The sequence below is a fragment of the Sphingomonas folli genome, from assembly GCF_019429525.1.
GTDB lineage: Bacteria > Pseudomonadota > Alphaproteobacteria > Sphingomonadales > Sphingomonadaceae > Sphingomonas > Sphingomonas folii.
Genome location: NZ_JAHXZL010000003.1, coordinates 452,912 through 470,462, shown reverse-complemented (window position 1 = coordinate 470,462; position 17,551 = coordinate 452,912). Strand labels below are relative to the sequence as shown.

The following is a 17,551-nucleotide window of genomic DNA, read 5'->3' as shown; positions in this document are numbered from 1 at the left end:
GTCGAAAAGAACGGCAGAACCTGATCACGCCGAAGCTTCTTGCGGAACACGACCCCGCCGCTCGCATCCTCACCGTGAGCCTGAAAAACCGACTTGGCCAGATCGATGCCGACTGTGCTAACCTCACCCACGGACGCCTCCTACAGTGGTGTTTCAACACCTCCACTCTGGCACATCGATGCCGTCAGGGGGCGTCCACCCCAACGAAGTTGGGGAGCGACGAGTAGCTCTTGAGTGACCGTTTCTGGGTCAAGCACAAGGGTCACTCGCGCGATTGGTCGTAGGCGACAGCCGCGTCGGCTAACGCTTGCTCGTGAGCTAGCGCCCACGAGCAGAGCGCGTCGAACGGTTCACGTAGCGAGTGGCCCAGTGGTGTAATCGTATATTCGACGCCGATCGGGCTGGTTGGAAGCACGGTGCGTGTAATCAGTCCGTTGCGTTCCAGGCGCTTCAACGCGTCGGCAAGCGACTTATGGGTGATGCCATCTAGGCGACGCTTGATCTCGTTGAAGCGGGCCGGTTGCGGACACAGCACGGTAAGGATCATGATCGTCCACTTGTCCGCGATCTTGTCGAGCACGGGACGGATGCGGGGCACGTCCATCATCGCCTTGCACGACAGCGCCTCGAGGTCAGTATCGCCGGCCATATCTACGCTACTCCAGGTGCGTTCTTGATAGCAGATATGCCTGGTATATCTGGCTAGCCGTCTCAAATGGAAGAACGGACGATAGCGATGATGACGGGTAAGCTCGCACTGGTGATCGGCGGAGCGAAGGGGATCGGCCTTGCAACCGCTCGCGCGCTCGCGGAGGAAGGGGCTGCCGTGATCCTGACTGGACGCCGGCAGCACGAGGTCGCCGCTGCGGCTGACGGTATCGGTCCGTCGGTGCAGGGTATCGTTGCCGATGCGGCGTCTCAGGTCGATCTGGAGCGGGTTATGCGAGAGGCTCAGCAGCTGCACGGCTGCATCGACATGCTCGTGCTCAACGCCGGACTGTCGGAGCCCGCGACGCTACCTGAGGAAACGGCGGAGCATTTCGACCGACACTTCGCCGTGAACGTACGCGGTGCGCTGTTCGGCATCCAGGCGGCACTGCCCGTGCTGAGTGACGGGGCATCGGTAGTGCTGGTTGGCTCAATCGCCGATGCCATGGGGGTAACGCCATTCAGCACCTACGCGGCGACCAAGGCGGCATTGCGCTCCTATGCGCGCAGCTGGGCCGCCGAACTCGCGCCTCGCCGTATCCGAGTTAACGTCGTCGCGCCGGGGCCGACGGACACGGACATGATGGCCGCGGTGTCCGACGAAATGCGGCAGGTGCTGATCGCGCCCATTCCGCTCGGTCGGATGGCGCGTGCCGACGAGGTCGCGGCCGCCGCGGTGTTTCTCCTCAGCGATGCGGCCAGTTTTGTGACAGGGGCCGAGCTTTGCGTCGATGGCGGCATGCGGCAGGTGTAGCGGGATGGAGGAACGGCCGAGGTTGGGGAGCGGCGGCGGCTATCGAACGACCACAACTGGGTCGTCGACACGAGAGGGCAGAGGGAGGAAAATGGGTCTAGCGGTAAGGCATGCGGCCACAGGGACGAGGCGGGATAAGGATCTCGCCTCGACACATCGCTATCGCAGAATGTTGGTCTTCGCGAGTTCGAGCACCTCGTCACCGCGACCCGAGATGATCGCCTCCATCATGTACAAGCTGAAGCCCTTGGCTTGTTCAAGCCCGATCGCTGGCGGGATCGACAGTTCTTGCGTCGCGGTGACGACGTCGACCAGCGCCGGGCCCGGATGCGCGAACGCGTCGCGCAACGCGCCTTCTAGCGCGTCCGAGCTCTCGACGCGGATGCCGCGCAGGCCGGCGGTACTCGCCATCTCGGCGAAATTGGGATTTTTCAGATCGACAGCGCTGTCGACGTAGCCGCCCGCCTTCATCTCCATCGCGACATAGCCGAGCGTGCCGTTGTTGAGCACGACGATCTTGATCGGCAGATCGAGCTGCACCGCCGACAGCATGTCACCCATCAGCATGGCGAAACCGCCGTCGCCTGACAGCGACACCACCTGCCGGCCGGGGCACGCCGCCTGCGCGCCCAGCGCCTGCGGCATCGCATTCGCCATCGAACCATGATTGAACGAGCCGAGGATGCGGCGTTGGCCGTTGGTGATGAAGTAGCGCGCCGCCCAGATCACCGGCGTGCCGACATCGGCGGTGAGGATCGCGTCGTCGTCGGCGACCTCGTTCAGCACCTTGGCCAGGAATTGCGGGTGGAGTGGCGTGTTCGGGGGGCGCGGCGTGGCGAGCTCGTCGAGCTTGGATCGTGTGCTGGCATAATGTTTGCGCGCCGAGTTCAGGAACTTGGACGATCGTCCGCCTGAGAGCTGTGGTAGCAACGCGCCGATAGTCTCGCGCACATCGCCCAGAACGCCGAGCGTGAGTGGGATGCGTCGCCCGAGCGCGCCCGGATCGCGATCGACTTGCGCCACTTGGGCGCCGGAGGGATAGAAGTTCCGATAAGGGAAGTCGGTCCCAAGCATCAGCAGCGTGTCGCAATCTTTGATTGCATGATAGCCGGACTCGAAACCGAGGAACCCTGTCATTCAAACATCGAATGGGTTGTCCCATTCGAGGGCTCTGTCAAACCAAACGCACCGGCTCCGCGAGCGGGCGAAGGCTTGTGCATCGCAGGGTGCTTCAGCTACTATCCGAAGGCTGTCAGTGCCGCGAACTCTCTCGAGCTGGTTTCGAGATTGCCTTCGTTCGCCTGCTATCGAGCAAGCGAACGGGGTAGAAACTCGCCGATCTCGCGTTAGGTGCAGTTGCTTTGACAACACCACCGCCATGGTTCCGGGCCCCTTTGCCGTCGCGGTCGTCACGGCCGTTGGGGTAACTGCCGCCGCCGCTCTCGCCCTGCTCGCTCCGGCCGCTGGGATTGTCGATGTTGAGACCGTCGGGGGCGCCCTTCAGGCGGTCTCCGCCGCCTGCCGGCATAGGCTTACGGTCGTCCATCCTTCTTCCTTTCACGGGTGGTCCAGGCAACCGGCATCCCGCCATTGCGAGCCATGGGCTCCTCACCGGTCACCTGGGCAATCGTCGACCTGATGGATCAGCGCGACTTCTTATACAGCTTGTTGGCAATCTCGAACATCTCCTCGGGCGCGTAGTCTGGCGTGAAGGCACATGGGACCCCGGCGAGCTGCGCGATCTTGCCGCCCTCGGGGATGCCGTCCACCACTTCGAGCGCGCCTGGCGGGTCGCCGGGCAAGGCCACCTCATCGTTCGACCAGATGCCAGAGATCTCTTTGTAGTCGCTAGGGCTCCAGGTGTAGAGGCGGCGATGCGAACCCTCGTCCAGATACTTCTGGCACTCCGGGATGCGGCTGAGATCGATGTTGGGGGTGGGTAGCATCTTCTTGATGTCGACCTCGGTGATCTTCTCCAAGGCGAGCGCGTAGGCGTGGGCGTGGACCGACCCGCGCACCAGCAGGTAGCCGCACACCTCGCGCCCGGTCGGATCCGACACGGTCTCGTAGACGCGAAGCTTGTGGAGTCGCGCACCACACTCGAGATGGAAGTTGTGGAGCAGATCGGTGACGACGTTGCCGGTCGTGGTGACGAAGTCGTTGTTCCACGACAAGCCATTGGAGTTGGTCGGCGTAGCGCCACCGCCGTTCGACAGGAAGCTGGCCGCGTCACGGATCTCCGCCATCGCCTCGAACGGCGTCATCGAAATGTCGCCGCCATCGCCCGTGTCGTCGCCGTCGGGACCGTTCGCCAGCATGTTGACGCCGGCGGAGACGAGCTCGACGTGGCCGAGTTCCTCGGCGGTGATCGCCGCGACCAGGCTGTAGAACGGGCGCAGCTTCGACTTGGACCGAAAGTTGAAGCTCTGGAACATGTAATTGTTCAGCGTCGACATCTCCCCGTATTTGCCGCCGAGAAGCTCGCGTAGGGCGGCGGCGGCATTAGGGTCCTGACGATCGGGGGCGGGTAGCTCGGCTTGTAGCTTGTCGACTCGCATGAACATAAATGTTCTCCTCTGCGTCTCTTAACGGTCCGCCGGTGCGGAAAAGCACCAAGACCATGAAATTAAGTTCACTGGAAACGGATTATCTGTTTCCACTCGGCTTCATCGCTCCGCATGCTTATGGGGGTGGCGTGAGCGCAGCATCTCTCATCAAAACCTGCAAACCACGCCGGACACCGTATGTTGCGTCGCTGCCGGCGTCCGGGTCAATGTCGCGTCCCGCCTTGGTCAACTTCTCCGTCTTCCTCGGATCGTCATCGTCGACACCGGCACCCGCGTCACCGGTATGATCGAGCGGTTTCTGATCGTCGCGCAGGTGGCTGTCGTCACCATCCTGCGAGGCGCTGCCCTCGTCCTCGCCGCCGTCCGGGTTGAAGGGGCGCGCCGCGGACTCATCGCTCGACTGGTCCGTCCCACTCGTGCCGTCGATCATCATAGCATCTCTCCGATGGGTGCTTAACGCGGCCATCGCGATTACGACCGACATCCTGATCTGCGTCATCTAAATTAGGTACCGTGTGCCGCTTCCGCCCATGGTGTATATCGCTCGTCAGCGAATAAATTATGTGACGTCAGCGTCCGTCGAAACGACCAAATCTTGATACATTTGAATCTAAGATATAGGAGAGCGAGTAGGTTTTGGTCCGTGCACGCGTTCTGTTTGGCCGAGTGGGGAAAGCGCTGCGATGACCTATGCTAATAATCCGGACTATTATCGCGTGAGGGAAGCGTCTTCCCGCCGCCTCGCTGACCAGGCGCTCGATCCCGCCATACGGGCGATACATCTCGAGATGGCGCAGAGATACGCCGCGATCGTGACTCTCGGCGACGAGATCGCTTCGCGAACGCTGCAGCGTCCTTTCAATCCAGATGCGCTGTCGCCGAGACCAGATAGCTCGGCAGCGACGAGGGGCTCGTAGGATGAGCGCTCGCGCTAAATCCCGTGCTGCGCTTTCGCTTTGAAGTATATGATTCATTCGCGAAGGAGCTATGTTCTCCGAGTAGCTCGCGCGCATGATCCAGCTCGGCTCGCCGCGACGACATGGGCGCGTCCCTGCTTCTGCTTACCTCATTGGAAAAGGGCAACCTTATGACGGACGATCATCGTAGCGATGACGAGCGGGCGAGGGCCGATCGGCCCGCCAAACGTGCGGACAGCACCAGCGGCAACGAGAATTACGGTAGCACGAAGGATCAGAAAATCGATCCATCGTCACCTGACGCCGAGGGATCGTCATGAGGAGCGCCTTCATGAGGATCGTCGGCCGCCTGAACGAGGCGATCGGAACGATGAAGGCGCGGGCGGGCCACCACTCGGTGCGACGGGATGGCGAGACCCAGAGAGAAGTCGGGAGGAAGCAGCCGGCGGACAGCGCTGAGACGGACGAGATCAACGATCGCTGAGCCATGCCGGCTTCGCGCGCGCCGTTGCGGCAGAGGACGTGAAGGGGCATCGTCGGAGACGAACAGGTGGCTCTGTCAAAGCTAATGCACCTGCGGCGCTCGCCGGGGTAGGGGAGGGGCATGCCCCGCCCGCGAAGACCCGCCAGCCCGTTCCGCTACTTCAACTCCTCGCCGGAGGTGATCCGGCTGGTGGTGCTGATGTACGTGCGTTTTCCACTGTCGCTGCGGAACGTCGAAGACCTGCTGTTTGAGCGCGGGGTCGACATCTGCCACGAGACAATGAGACTGTGGTGGAACAGGTTCGGTCCGCTGTTCGCGGGCGAGATGCGGCGCCAGCGGGTAAGCCGCATGCGGGTTCTGTCAAACCAAACGCACCGGCTCCGCGAGCGCCTGAAGGCTTGTGCATCCTAGGTTGCTTCAGCTACTATCCTAAGGCTGTCAATGTCGCGAACTCTCTCGATCAGGTTTCGAAATTGCCTTCGTTCGCCTGCTATCGAGCAAGCGAACGGGGTAGAAACTCGGCGATGTCGCGCTAGGTGCGGTTGCTTTGACAACACCATCCAGCGTCATCGGCAGCCGGGAGAAAACGCACCTACGCTGGTGACGTCAAACCGCCGGGCAGTCGATTTAAAGTTGTCTTGCGGACTGGTGCCGTTTACGTGTCCGCGCTCGTGGTCCTGCGCATGTTCAAGCCGGCTGGGGGCGGATTGGGCCCGCCCGAAAGAAGCGCGTGATGGTGTTTGCGACTGACCATCGCCAACCTCGGCGTCAGCACTTTGTCAGCCGGCGTCTAGTTTTACGAAACTTGGTACCACCCAGCTCCAAACAGCGATAAGGAAAGCAGCGGCGCTCTGGGTGGCGGTGACATCTTGCGCTGTGGCGTGCGCGGAAAGCGTCTGCACCAGCTTTATGTCCGCAGAGGCGAACACCCAAAGGACGAAGGAGACGGCGCTGACCGTAACCGCCAAGCCATTGGACTTGTGCGTGATGGCCGATCGGTATGCCGCCCAACGTACGGCGATCAGCGCGAGCAGCACGACCATCGCGATGAGCAGCGGGTTGACCGGCGCCTTCGATCCCAGCGTGTAGAAGGTCACCGCTTCGGCCGGAAACATCGTCATCAGCTTGGCCAGATAGGGCGCATCCGCCGCATCAGGTCTCTTAGCTATCGAGGTAGCGCCTGCCGGCAGGGGTGGTGATCCAGCGATGGGCGGCGAGTAGATGCGCTGGATGTTAGGCATGGACGGTTCCCTTCACGAGCAAGGAGCCCCGCACGCTTGACGCCGACTGCGCTACGGCATTGAGGAAGCCCTTCGGGGCGGCCTTGGCGGTGACGGCGTCCAAGGCGTCGCCCCCGTTGTTCGCCGCGTCGTAGATCGGCTGCTGCGACGGTGCGTCGCCGGGAGCCGCACCGGCGACCACTCTGCTGCCCTCGTCCGCCCATTGCTTCGGATTGTCGTAGGCGGGCGAAAGGCTGCCGAAACTGGGCGCGTTCTGGAAGCCGGCCAATCGGTCCGAGTAGAAGAGGTGCAAGAGGAAGAAGCCATGACGCTCCTGCTCCGAATAGCTTCCTTCGTCTGCCAGCGCGTTGAGTTGATCGCGGAACGCGGCGGCGGATTTTACCGTTTCAGAGATCGTGGCCATCAGATCACCCCCCATGACGTGGCTGCTTCCGCCGTGAGCTTGAGAGCCTTGAAGATGCGCTCCTCGTTGAGCTTTGCCTCTTGAGCGCGCTGTTCCGGAGACAGCGTTCCATCCAAAAGTAGGCCCAGGTTGTCGTTGGCTCCTTTCAGCTCATCGATCGCCTCCGAAAGCAGCCCTGCCGTTCGATCGACGCCGTCCTGCTCCAGCTTGGATCTGTGGATCGTCTCGAGAAAGGCTCGTCGTCCTTCGAAGGACAGCTTGGCTCGTTCGTTGGCGTAGGCGCTTCGAAGCGCCTCCGTCTCCATCTGCGAGTAGCCGCTCGTCGTGGCAGTGGTCCAGTCGGCCAGCTGCGTCTTCAGGTCGTCAAGAATCCCGTTGATTTCAGTGGCTCGCTTTTCGTGATGATCAGCCACCTTCTTGGCATTTCGCGCCTCCTGCGCCAGGCCGACTAGGAAATTGAGCAGTGCCACCGCGCTTTTGGCCTGCTTGCTCTCGAGGCTCGGCGGCGTGAGAAGCACGCCCGGCACGATCGTATCCGTCAGCGCCTTCGCATCCGCCGCCTTCTGCGCCGCGGACGCGAGAATGGCGCCGACATCGACCTTCGGCTCGTCCAGGATCTTCTTGTAGCCCTCGCCGTATTCAGCGATCGCGGCCAGCATGAGAATAGTGGGCTTGAGGCGCTCTGCGCTTGTGTTGCTGAAATAGATCAGGACCGTACGATAACCGTCAACCTTCTCGTCCTTGCCGGAAGCACATAGGGGAGGCGTGCCCTCTCCTGGTCGCGGCGGTCGAGTCGGTATGAACACGTAGATCTCGTCGGTGGCGGGGCAGCTGGGGTCGCTCGCGCGCACGGTTCGCGAGGCCTGCTCGCGACGCTGTGCCATGTTCGTCAGGGCTGCGTTGGATTGGGTCACCACCGAATTTGACGCCAACGACACCTGATTGGCGCCTTCCAGCCGCATGGCGTTGATCGCGCAACCGGATAGGCTCAGCAGAAACGCAGAACTCATGAGCCACGAGCCGACAGATGCCATAGCTAGCCCCCCTCAATCAGCATCGCCCCGAAAGGCTTCGCTTATTTTGGCGACTTTGGACTCGACCCTTTCTCTCCGTGTTTTGTATCGTCCGAGTCTGCCCTCACATAGCAGAGCAGAAGCAGCAGCGCGACGGTAAAACCTTGCAATTTCTCATCCAGATACTGTGAAGTTGCCAATTTCTACGCAGAGCGCTACCCAGTGCAGACGGGCGTTTCTACCGGCTGGTTCGTGCAGAACGCTTACCACCTTTGAGTCGTCATGACCCGCACCCGGTTTCAGGCTGCTGATAAGTTAGCTTCGTTGTCCCTACGCCCCTGGCGGGGGCAATTGGTAAATTCGGCGGGCGCCACGCCGCCGATGCTGCTGTGCGGACGCACGGTGTTGTAGTCCATCCGCCATGCCGCAATGATCCGTCTCGCCGCAGCCACCGAGGGGAACAGGTACTCGTTCAGGCACTCGTCGCGCAAGCGCTGCGCTGGCTCGATGCACCTAGCGCTTCCGGTCTCGTAAGACGCTCTACAATCGCTGGAAGCGTTGTGGCAAGTTGGGCGTGTTTACGCAGATCCTGGAAAGTCTGGCTGCGGTCGGCGCCAAGCCGAAGACAATCGTGATGGACGCGGCCTACCTCAAGGCGCAGACCCCGGCATTGAGCCTGGAGGTTGAAAAAGGAGCGTTAGGCCGCCTGATCGAGCGCACCAAAGGCGGCATAAACACCAAGCTCCATGCCGCTGCCGATGCGCCCGACTGCCCTTGAGCTTCTTCATGGCCACTGGCTCGATCAGCGACTACACCCGGCGCGGCAGCGCTGCTGGATGGTTGGCCAAAAGCGCAGTGGCTGCTGGGCGGATGCAGCTTCGACGCCGAATGGCTCGGGGACGCACTCTAATCCAAAGCATCCAGTCCGCAAAAACTCGTCGCTTACGTGGATCAACGCTGCTGCCTCTCTCTATTCCGGGTGAGCGCGCGTAACGAAAGCCGTCATCAAGGCTGCCCGAGAGGCCTTTGGCGGCCCGTAGATGTTCGCGCTTCTATCAAAGGTTCGAACGCAAGCTACGCGTTGACGCGGATCCGCGTCTTTCAGCTATTGTACAAATTTGCATCGCCATTTGCGCCTAATGTCTGAGCGAAGCTCCGGTGTGCGCATGTCGTAAGTTTTCTCACTTTTTGTGCGCACAAAAATGTGTAGTTTATTTTTTAGATATCAATGTGAGTCGAGGAATGCGGACATGGCGACTCAAGCGGTCAACAATGAAGAATTTTTAGCTAACCCAATGCTTCTTACTGGTGTGCTGAGCACCCTTTCTAGCTTGTACGAACGCAACCCCAAGGAGGTAAGTGTGCTTCAGGCGCTGCTGCGCGAGGCAATCACTAGCGGGCCAAAGCCCCGCAGCGGAGAGGCATTTGCTCACTTGGGGGAGCACTTGGCGCACGCTGTGCCTTCAGTGATTGCTAACCCTGAGGGCCGGGCTGCGCTCGTTAAGCTCACTACGGACTTAGCGGCCGCGCCGCCGGCGCGCGAAATCATCCTAGGCGCGCCTTTACCTTCTCAGGTTGAGCCGCCGAAGGAGTTTGCAGGCGTTGTCATCGGCGGACTGATCGTCATCGGCATAGCCGCGGCCGGTACTTACCTCTACTGTTCCCTCGGGCCGGACCCGGCGCCAGGTGAGTCGGCGCCCGTGAACTGTTAAGCGCTCGCGGGTGAAGGCAGCTTCGGCATGGTGTCAAAGAAGCAGCTCTTAATACGCTTAAAGCAGTACCGCTAGCCACGCTGCGGCTCCGAAATAGAAAACCATTGCGGCAAATCAGCCGGATCAGGAAAGAGCTACAGGCGGGTCAAGGATGAGTGTCTCTAATAATAGAATATGACGCTCTAAATTTGGTAATATATATTGAATCTCCAGTATGGCACCTTTCGCGCAGGATGATGCTCAGCGGAATGGGTCGCACTGTTCGCGCTGATGTCCACGGACGTTTGGGGGAGATGTGCAGTGTTCAAGCTAGACGACATTCTGTCAAAGCCAGTGCGCTGGCGGGACTGGGACCAGAACGCGTCCCTCCTCGCCTTCCTTTCCGATCTGCAGGCCAACATACTTAAGGGTCATGGCCGCGATCACACCGCGAACATCTTCCTCGGCTTCGGCGGCATGTCGCGCGACCAGATCGCGGAGCTGCTCCGCAGGCTTTCGTTCCTTACCACGTCGGCGCTCGACCAGCTCCGCGCCGCGGAGGCGTTCAAGCTCACCGGCGTAAGCGGCGGCCGAATCGTTTGCGTCTTCCTGGCCCGAGGTGCCTATGCGAAGCTCGGTGTCGACGACGGCAAGGTGCCGGGGGACGCCGCCTTTCGCGCCGGCATGCGCGCTAGAGGCAAGCTGCCATCTCTTCGGTTCAAGGGCATACCGGTCGACTTTCCGCCGCTCGGCGATGCCGATCCCTCGCAATGGGATCACGGAGGCCCGTGGAGCCAGGCCAACCCGGAACCGGACGCCATGCTGCTCGTGGCGGACGACAGTGCCGAGATGGTGGACGCCAGCATCTTCGCCGTGCAGCGCGTACTGAACGGATCCGGCTGTCGAGTTTTGGGCATCGACAAGGGACTGGCGCAGCGCCGTCGTCAGTCTAGCGGCGGCAATCCCAAGGGTGAAGGGATCGAGCACTTCGGCTACGTCGACGGCAGGAGCCAGCCGCTGTTCCTCGAAGAGGATCTCGACGCCGAGCCGCACGCGAGATGGTCGCCGCGCTTCGCGCCCTCGCAGTTCATCCAGGCGGATCCTTCGCACTGCACCGAGGTCGCGAGCGGCAGCTACTTCGTCTACCGAAAGCTCGAGCAGAACGTGAAGCGCTTCAAGGCGCAGGAGCTTGAACTCGCCGGCAAGTTCCCGGGCATGGACCCCGAACGGGCGGGGGCGATGGTGATCGGCCGCTTCGAGGACGGCACGCCGGTCGGCCTGTTGGCGGAGCCGGCAGGCGGCGATCCGATCAACGACTTCAACTACGACGGCGATCCGAACCCGGCAGCCGCGCGCTGCCCTTTCAAAGCGCACGTCCGAAAGACGAACCCTCGATCACACGATGGCGAAGCAGAGCGCAGCCGCCTCATGGCGCGGCGTGGCATCACCTACGGGCACCGCGCCAAACGACCGAACGGGGCGGATTTTCCTGAGGACGACAGGCCGGAGCGCGACGTAGGCCTATTGTTCATGGCCTACATGGCGGACATCAGCGAGCAGTTCGAGTTCACGCAGTCCGCGTGGGCGAACAACCCCGAGTTCCAGCACGAGAACACCGGAGTCGATCCGCCCATCGCGCAGACGCGCAATCGCACTTCCGCGCACATGATGTGGCACGATGCGAGCACCAAGCGGGACGCCGAGTACGACTTCGCGCCATGCGTGTCGCTTAAAGGGGGCGACTACTTCTTCGCGCCGTCGATAAGCTTCTTGCAGCGCGGACCGTGAGGCCTGCACCGCCAGCTGCGGCCTTCGCTGGACTTCAACGACGGATTGCGCAAAGTCTACTTGCCGCAGCGTCGAAGCAAGTATATGTGGCTTCGCACGCGACCTCTTTAGTTCCTGGTTATGCCGCCAATAGGGCGGATGGTGGGGCGGACGATGCAGGCTCAAGTCACCATATTGATCGCGGGTGACGCTTCGCATTCCAAGTTGTCTACAAGGCGCAGATGATCGCTCCATGTCCAAGGCTATTCTTTGCGAAATCTTGCCTGCCGGTGCCGCCGGGCGCCACTTTACTATGGCGCTCGTTGCCCCGAATTGCGCATGTTGGCCCAATCGTCTCGCCCTCGAGCAGCCGAGAGGCCAGGATCTAATCGCTAGCGACGGCGACAAGCTGATGGTCGATGCCTACGACCCACCCCAACCCGGCGAGGAGCGCTGGATAAGGTGGCGCAGGCGAACGGCCGACGCGCTCGCTGTGCCACGCGTTTCTAACGATCTCGAGCAGGGTGAGGCGGGGCGGTGCGATGCAGAGGCTGCCGAGGAGAGAAGGCTGGCAGCTGAGGGCGGTACCACGGGCAAGAGGCGGAGCGCGCGTAGAAAGGCCGCGCTCGTCGCCGTTCTGCCAGCTCTGCAGATCCTCTATCTGACGACCGACGGCGACGACAGCACGGTAGCGACCGGTACCCCCAGGACGGGAGGTACGACGCTTACCGTGGACGTTCCGGTGACGCTTCGGTCGGTCAGCGGGTTAATCTACTTGCTGAGCGGGTACTTCCGGGGCACCAGTCCGAGGTACATGCTTTTCCGGCCGGGCGGCTCGGACATCCCGATCCTGGCGGTCATGAGCGAGCGGCCGGCCAACACATTCGTTCACACCAGCTTCGACGAGCGGCCCCACTACGTTCCAGGCAGTTCCGAAGGCAGACTCAAAGACACTGGTGGGCGCAGCACACAGGTCTTACCCTTGGTCCGGCAGCTGCTCAACCTCCAAGAGACGACGAGTGAGCGGGCCACCACCCACACAGAGGAGGTGGTCAAATGAGCGAGGGGGTGACGGCGCCCCCGTCGGCATCCGTCACCGCGACGGGCTACCGGACCAAAGCCTCAAGTGGTAAATCCGGCACGACCTCAGAGGTGACGCAGCCGAAATCTCCGATATGGAGGGGCCTTCTTAGTCCGCGCTCCAGCCGATCTGTCTCCAGATCGGATCTCCCCGATCGGACGTGGGAGGAGGTGCGCGCTCACGAGCGGGAGCTCGTGGATCTGCGATGGGCGTGGCTGACGTTACAGGAGTGGTTCGACTCCAAGCGGCCTGGGTACGAAGTCGGAGTAGCCCTGTCGGGCGGCGGCATCCGAAGCGCTACGTTCAGCCTCGGCGTGCTGCGGGCCATGAGCCGAGCGGGCGTACTGCACCGGGTGGACTATCTCTCCACCGTGTCGGGCGGTGGCTACGCCGGCGCCTTCTATCGCAGCCTCTTCGTGCCCACGCCGATGCGCGGCGCAAACGCCGCGCTCGAGAGCGAGAAGGTCGAAGAGTGGTGCATGGCGCGCGCCACCAGCCTCGGGGCCGATCCCCTTGGCAGCAACATCGGGCGTTCGGCCGTCGAGCAGCTCAGGCAAGGTGGCAGCTTCCTCAGTCCGAACGGCCCGAGCGACAACCTCTACGCCGCCTTGATCGCCGTCAGGAACTGGGCCGCCGTGGCACTCGTGACCGGCGTCGCGCTGCTGGGCCTCTTCCTCCTAGTGCAGCTTCCCCGGGCCGCGCTGCCCTGGCCGTCCGTCCGGAACCTTCACGAGGCGGTCCTGACCACGAGGTCGGCCGCTTCACCGAAGGTCATCGCCGCGGAGAGCTGCTCCGTCGAGATGCGCAACGTGGAAGGGGATCTCAGACTGCGCTGCCGCAAGGCCGCTGCCTACGCCCCACGCCCGCAAGCGGCCGCACGCACCACGGGCCCGCTGCTGGGCGCGAGCTGGCTGTGGTTCGCGGCGTTGGTCCTCGTGCCGCTCTGGACCGGCCCGGTAGCATGGGGATACTGGCTCACCCGCAATGGCTCGCGGGTTCCGCGCCGTCGTCTCCTGCGCCTACTCAGTGGCACGACGGGCATAGCCATTCTGCTGGCAGTGGTGGGCGCGCTGGGCGTCCGCTTCGCCGGCCGCGCCGACCTTACCGCGCTCGCGTTCGGGCTCCTAGGCGCCTCCGGGGCGGGCGCACCGCTCGCCTATGCGGCCGCTCTCTGGCGGAACAGCCGGGAGGAGGACGTCGACGTGCAGGACCGCCCGCGGTCGGACGACGCCGCGGCGATTCTCGCGCAGGAGAACAGGATTCGCACTAAGCTGTCGCGCTGGCTGCTGAAGGGCACGCAGGCGGTGCTCCTGCTGGCTGCGCTCGCCCTCGCCGACGACATGGGACGGATCATCTACCACCTCCTGCTCGGAGACCTTCCGACCGGTAGCGACCGCCTCAGCGCGGCGGTGTTCGGTTCCGCGTCGGTCGCCCTCATTCCCGCCGTGCGCTGGTTGCTTAAGCGCATGGACAAGGGCTCACTGCCCGACTGGCCTTTGATCGCAGCCCTGGTCAGACGGTTCGCTCAGGCCCTGTCGCTGGCGATCGGCGTTTTCCTGCTGGGTGCGCTGCTAAGCGCGTGGTCGGCGCTGTCTTACGCGCTCGTCTGGCATGGCGCCCCCGTTGCGACCAACGGCGCGGCGACCACCTGGGGCACGCCGGAAGGAATGGGATGGCTGAACCCGGCGATCCTCGCCGGGCTCGCTCTCCTGGTCGCACTTACTCTCGGACGCTTCCACGGATTTCTCAACCAGTCGTCGCTCGCATTCTTTTACGCGGGTCGTCTGAGAAAGGCTTATCTGGGAGCGTCCAACGTCGAGCGCATAGCGGGCGGCACGGCCCCGGACCTGGAGCTGGCGAACGACGAGATTGAGCTCGCCGCATACCACCACGCGTCCGTGCTGGCGCCGCTCCACCTAATCAATGTCACAATCAACGAGACCACCAGCCGCTCATCACGCGTCGTGCAGAGGGATCGCAAGGGCAAATCCCTGAGCATCTCGCCGGCCGGTTACGTCTTCACTACGCGCAGCCCCTCCGACAGGGCGGTCGCGTTCTCGCTCTTTCAAGGCGAGCAGCTCCCGGTGTCCACCTGGATGGGTATATCTGGGGCGGCCTTCTCGACCGGGATGGGGCAGCTCAGCAGCATAGGCTTCTCGCTGCTCGCGGGCCTGTCCAATCTCAGACTTGGATACTGGTGGGACTCGCCCTTTCCCGGGAGAATCAGCGAGCGGCGTGCCGTCGGCCAGCACCAGTCCGCCGTCGCGAAGTTCACACCCGCTCCGGCCGGCGCGGATGATCTCGTTCAGTCGTACTTGCTGCGCGAAATCCGGGGTGCCTACGAGGGGACTCACTCGAACCGCTGGTATCTCACCGATGGCGGGCACTACGAGAACACGGCCGCATACGAGCTGGTGCGGCGCCGGCTCCGGTTCGTGGTCCTCTGCGACAACGGCGCCGACCCGAGCTACGCATTTGCCGACCTCGTCAACCTGATCCGGAAGATCAGGATCGACTTCGAGGCGGAAACCGAGTTCGTCGACGCGGACGAGCTCGATCGGCTGCTCGGCTCTGGCTCCGCGATGCGCAGAACGTTCGGGACGCTCGACCAGCTCGGCGGCGAGGCGCATGCGGAGCACCGCTCGGGCCCCTATGCGGCGCTCGCCCGCATCCGCTACCTCGGCCTCGGCGACGTGAAGGCGGGCACCCCGCCGACAACGCTGCTCCTCGTGAAGCCACGGATCGCAGGCGCCGAGACGCCGGACGTGCTCCGCTACAAGAGCGCCAACATCGAGTTCCCGCAGCAGCCCACAACCGACCAGTTTTTTGACGAAGCGCAGTGGGAGAGCTACTACCGCCTCGGCCAGCTGCTCGGCGACGCTGTGTTCGCGGTGTCGCCTCCCGACGCCGCCCCGGGCTGGTTCCGGTGGCTCCGACGCCGGCCCTCGTGGCGCCCGTTCGACCTGGAACCGCTCCCGTGATAAGGTGGCGCAATCAGCCCGCGTCGCACCCAGCAAGGGACGGGCCAGACCGGAGAGCTGACGAAGGCAGTTGAGACGGGTTTCTCGATCCCACTGACGGGTGGTAGGCGCGGGCTTCGCAACGGCTGTCTAAATACTTCCTCTCGTAAGCGGAGACGCGCGATGCAGGACCAGCAGACGGAGGAGCGGACCTCCGAGGCAACCGGGTGGAAGCCGACCGATCGGCAGTGGGCGATCGCCGCAACGGTGATGGCGATCGTTTTCCTCACTCTATTGATCGCTTCGCTGGGCGTGCAGTTCTGGGCGCATGCCTCCACACGAGCGCCCGCTAAGGTCGGGGACGGTGCGTTCGACGTCTTCAAAATTGTCCTCGACAAGGGCGTTCTCGCGCTGATTGTCGCGTTCGCCAGCTTCGTGCTCTCCCGATACATCGAGCGAGACCGCAACGCGTTGTCGCGACAGCTCGAGGAGTACCGCATAGGCCTGAACCGACAGCTGGAGGAGTATCGCTCCGAGCTCTCCGCGGGCGCGGAGAAGCGACGCGAGGAGAGGCAGGATCTCCGCAATTTGGTCCGCGAGGAGCGGGACGCGCGGCTTGACGCCCAACGCGAGGAGAGGCTGGCGGCCGACCGCGTGCGCGGCAAGCTCGAGAAGGCCGCGGAGGATGAGCTCAGGCGAGCGCTCGTGCCTTGGACGCAGCTCGACCTGGAATGCCGCTTCTATGGACCTCAGCGCGGCAAGATCATCGTGGACCTCCGGCTCATTGCCGAGAACCGGGGTGCCACCATTCGGAAGCTCGAGGACGTCCGCTACCGCATCTACACGATGACCGGGGAGCAAGCGCTTCAACTCTACGACTGCAAGGATGGAATTTCCAGGCTCGCGCTGAACGGACCCCGCATCAACGAGACAAGCAAATGGGACTTCAGCGTCGAGCCTGGCATCCGGCAGGTATTCCCACTGACCACCTTCATGGACGAGGACGTCCGGTTCGTGCTGGTCAAGGTGGACGTATACGACAAAAGCGGCGAGCACCCCGGATCAGACTGGCAAGGAGAGGAGCGCTTCTTCCCCGTCGTCCTGACGACCTGAGGGAGGGCTCTGTCAAAGCTAATGCACCTGCGGCGTTCGCCGAGGTAGGGGAGGGGCCATGCCCCGCCCGCGCAAGCCAGCCAGTCCGTTCCGCTACTTCAACTCGTCGCTTGAGGTGATCCGGCTGGTGGTGCTGATGTACGTGCGCTTCCCTCTGTCGCTGCGGAACGTGGAGGACCTGCTGTTCGAGCGCGGGATCGACATCTGCCATGAGACGGTGAGACTGTGGTGGAACAGGTTTGGTCCGCTGTTCGGGGGCGAGGTGCGGCGTCAGCGGGTGAGCCGCATGCGCGGCTTTCGCCATTGGCGCTGGCACCTGGACGAGATGTACGTGAAGCTCAACGGCGAGATGGTCTACCTGTGGCGAGCGGTGGATCACGAGGGCGAGATCCTCGAGAGCTACGTCACCAAGACACGCGACAAGAAGGCAGCGCTCGCCTTCATGAAGAAGGCGCTCAAGCGCCACGGCTCGCCCGAGGCGATCACCACCGATGGTCTGCGCTCCTACGGTGCTGCACTGAACGAGCTTGGCAGCCGCGAGAAGCAGGAGGTGGGTCGCTGGGCCAACAACCGGGTGGAGAACTCGCACCTGCCGTTCAGGCGACGAGAGCGGGCGATGCTGCGGTTCCGGCAGATGCGCACCTTACAGAAGTTCGCCTCGGTCCATGCCAACGTCCACAATCACTTCAACCACGAACGCCACCTCGTCGATCGCCAGACCTACAAGCAGCGCCGCTCCGCGGCGCTTGCAGAGTGGCAGGCGCTCGTCAGCTGATCCGACGCGAGCCGAGGGCGAGGTGCATCGTGTAGAGGCGAGTTCGCATTAGACTGACAGCACCCTGAGGACCTGTA

Annotated in this window: 15 protein-coding genes and 4 pseudogenes; 10 read left to right on the top strand and 9 right to left on the bottom strand. The window is 63.0% G+C overall.

All coding sequences use genetic code 11. The features are described 5' to 3' along the window. Both KZ813_RS07045 and KZ813_RS07040 read right to left on the bottom strand, forming a co-directional pair. Positions 1-131: pseudogene (locus KZ813_RS07045) on the bottom strand (IS110 family transposase); the annotation flags it as partial. Positions 132-262: 131 nt separating this feature from the next. After that, positions 263-649 carry a winged helix-turn-helix transcriptional regulator gene (locus tag KZ813_RS07040; protein WP_219754239.1) on the bottom strand — a complete coding sequence of 129 codons (387 nt, stop codon included), beginning with the start codon at positions 647-649 and terminating at the stop codon, positions 263-265. Positions 650-715: 66 nt separating this feature from the next. Between KZ813_RS07040 and KZ813_RS07035 the strand changes: the two genes are divergently transcribed. Continuing rightward, positions 716-1,462, top strand: coding sequence for an SDR family NAD(P)-dependent oxidoreductase (locus tag KZ813_RS07035; protein WP_258046475.1), 747 nt, complete (start codon positions 716-718; stop codon positions 1,460-1,462). A 159-nt stretch (positions 1,463-1,621) separates the two neighbouring features. Here KZ813_RS07035 and KZ813_RS07030 read toward each other — a convergent pair whose 3' ends face one another. The 3 genes from KZ813_RS07030 to KZ813_RS07020 all read right to left on the bottom strand — a co-directional run bounded on the left by KZ813_RS07030 (position 1,622) and on the right by KZ813_RS07020 (position 4,462). Then, positions 1,622-2,599 (bottom strand): thiamine pyrophosphate-dependent enzyme, encoded by a 978-nt coding sequence (locus KZ813_RS07030; protein WP_258046474.1) that lies wholly within the window; start codon positions 2,597-2,599, stop codon positions 1,622-1,624. 506 nt (positions 2,600-3,105) lie between these two features. After that, complete coding sequence (locus KZ813_RS07025) at positions 3,106-4,026, bottom strand: manganese catalase family protein (RefSeq protein ID WP_219754238.1); 921 nt, start codon at positions 4,024-4,026, stop codon at positions 3,106-3,108. A gap of 118 nt (positions 4,027-4,144) precedes the next feature. Next, entirely contained in the window at positions 4,145-4,462 is a 318-nt protein-coding gene (locus KZ813_RS07020) for a hypothetical protein (RefSeq protein WP_219754237.1), read from the bottom strand. 815 nt (positions 4,463-5,277) lie between these two features. Here KZ813_RS07020 and KZ813_RS07015 point away from each other — a divergent pair. Continuing rightward, positions 5,278-5,430, top strand: a complete 153-nt coding sequence (locus KZ813_RS07015; protein ID WP_219754236.1) for a hypothetical protein — start codon at positions 5,278-5,280, stop codon at positions 5,428-5,430. A gap of 120 nt (positions 5,431-5,550) precedes the next feature. Then, positions 5,551-5,784: pseudogene (locus KZ813_RS07010) on the top strand (IS6 family transposase); the annotation flags it as partial. Positions 5,785-6,209: 425 nt separating this feature from the next. Here KZ813_RS07010 and KZ813_RS07005 read toward each other — a convergent pair. The 4 genes and pseudogenes from KZ813_RS07005 to KZ813_RS06990 all read right to left on the bottom strand — a co-directional run. Next, positions 6,210-6,671: a hypothetical protein gene (locus KZ813_RS07005; protein ID WP_219754235.1), complete on the bottom strand. Its 462-nt coding sequence runs from the start codon at positions 6,669-6,671 to the stop codon at positions 6,210-6,212. Next, positions 6,664-7,074 carry a hypothetical protein gene (locus tag KZ813_RS07000; protein WP_219754234.1) on the bottom strand — a complete coding sequence of 137 codons (411 nt, stop codon included), beginning with the start codon at positions 7,072-7,074 and terminating at the stop codon, positions 6,664-6,666. Before KZ813_RS07000 ends, KZ813_RS07005 begins: the two co-directional genes overlap by 8 nt. Further along, complete coding sequence (locus tag KZ813_RS06995) at positions 7,074-8,108, bottom strand: hypothetical protein (RefSeq protein ID WP_219754233.1); 1,035 nt, start codon at positions 8,106-8,108, stop codon at positions 7,074-7,076. The genes KZ813_RS07000 and KZ813_RS06995 overlap by 1 nt, the downstream gene beginning before the upstream one ends. Before the next feature lie 278 nt (positions 8,109-8,386). Continuing rightward, a pseudogene (locus tag KZ813_RS06990) lies at positions 8,387-8,578 on the bottom strand (integrase core domain-containing protein); the annotation flags it as partial. Positions 8,579-8,581: 3 nt separating this feature from the next. Here KZ813_RS06990 and KZ813_RS20075 point away from each other — a divergent pair. From KZ813_RS20075 to KZ813_RS06955, 7 genes and pseudogenes are all read left to right on the top strand, one after another. After that, positions 8,582-8,994, top strand: a pseudogene (locus tag KZ813_RS20075) (transposase family protein); the annotation flags it as partial. Positions 8,995-9,337: 343 nt separating this feature from the next. Then, positions 9,338-9,799, top strand: coding sequence for a hypothetical protein (locus KZ813_RS06980; RefSeq protein WP_219754231.1), 462 nt, complete (start codon positions 9,338-9,340; stop codon positions 9,797-9,799). A 300-nt stretch (positions 9,800-10,099) separates the two neighbouring features. Continuing rightward, on the top strand, positions 10,100-11,566 hold the full coding sequence (locus tag KZ813_RS20350; RefSeq protein WP_219754230.1) for a Dyp-type peroxidase: 1,467 nt from the start codon (positions 10,100-10,102) through the stop codon (positions 11,564-11,566). Positions 11,567-11,957: 391 nt separating this feature from the next. Beyond that, positions 11,958-12,605 carry a hypothetical protein gene (locus tag KZ813_RS06970; RefSeq protein WP_219754229.1) on the top strand — a complete coding sequence of 216 codons (648 nt, stop codon included), beginning with the start codon at positions 11,958-11,960 and terminating at the stop codon, positions 12,603-12,605. Between the two features lie 215 nt (positions 12,606-12,820). Then, positions 12,821-15,607: a patatin-like phospholipase family protein gene (locus KZ813_RS06965; RefSeq protein WP_219754228.1), complete on the top strand. Its 2,787-nt coding sequence runs from the start codon at positions 12,821-12,823 to the stop codon at positions 15,605-15,607. Positions 15,608-15,769: 162 nt separating this feature from the next. Continuing rightward, positions 15,770-16,699, top strand: coding sequence for a hypothetical protein (locus KZ813_RS06960; RefSeq protein ID WP_219754227.1), 930 nt, complete (start codon positions 15,770-15,772; stop codon positions 16,697-16,699). 58 nt (positions 16,700-16,757) lie between these two features. Next, positions 16,758-17,474: an IS6 family transposase gene (locus KZ813_RS06955; RefSeq protein ID WP_219754226.1), complete on the top strand. Its 717-nt coding sequence runs from the start codon at positions 16,758-16,760 to the stop codon at positions 17,472-17,474. The last annotated feature ends 77 nt before the right edge of the window (positions 17,475-17,551 follow it).